Genomic DNA, 708 nt, shown 5'->3' with positions numbered 1-708 from the left:
GGCGTGAATTAGCGGAATTGGCTAGCTGCCAGGAAAAACAGCTTCCGCCCCTGCTGTTCACCGAACACCATGAAGCCCATGCTGCTGCCGCCTATTACCCAAGCCCCTTTGATCAAGCGGCAGTGCTCTGCCTTGATGGCGTTGGCGAATGGGCCTGTGGTTCGGCTTGGGTGGGAGAAGGTGCCGAACTCAAATCTCTATGGCAGCTTGATTTCCCCCATTCCCTAGGCTTGCTTTATTCGGCCTTCACCTATTACTGCGGCTTCAAGGTGAATTCCGGTGAATACAAATTAATGGGGCTTGCCCCCTATGGCAGGCCGATATTTGCAGATGAAATCCGCAGCCAACTACTGGATGTGAAAGCAGATGGCAGTTTTCGCCTAAACCAACGCTTTTTCAATTACGCCAGTGGTTTAACAATGACGGCTGAACCATTTCACAAACTATTTGGAGCGCCGCCGCGGGCGCCTGAATCACCCCTAGAGCAACGTCATATGGATTTAGCCGCCTCCATTCAGCTTGTAACTGAGGATCTAGTACTACAACTAGCCCGCAGCCTGCAGGCGGAAACAGGCCTGCAAAATCTCTGCTTAGCCGGCGGGGTAGCCCTGAATTGTGTTGCTAACGGCCGTTTATTGCGGGAGGGAACGTTTAAACAAATTTGGATTCAACCAGCTGCCGGTGTTTGGATTCAACCAGCTGCCGGTG

The 708-nt window shown here is 52.5% G+C and carries 1 protein-coding gene; it reads left to right on the top strand.

Annotated features, from left to right (window positions below; translation table 11 throughout):
* On the top strand, window positions 1–708 hold a 708-nt coding region (locus tag C7K08_RS14940), incomplete at both ends, for a carbamoyltransferase N-terminal domain-containing protein (protein WP_272867445.1).

The sequence above is a fragment of the Synechococcus lacustris str. Tous genome (assembly GCF_003011125.1).
Taxonomy (GTDB): Bacteria; Cyanobacteriota; Cyanobacteriia; order PCC-6307; family Cyanobiaceae; genus Synechococcus_D; species Synechococcus_D lacustris.
The sequence above is the reverse complement of the archived record's forward strand: the minus strand, read 5'-3'. Positions and strand labels throughout refer to the sequence as shown.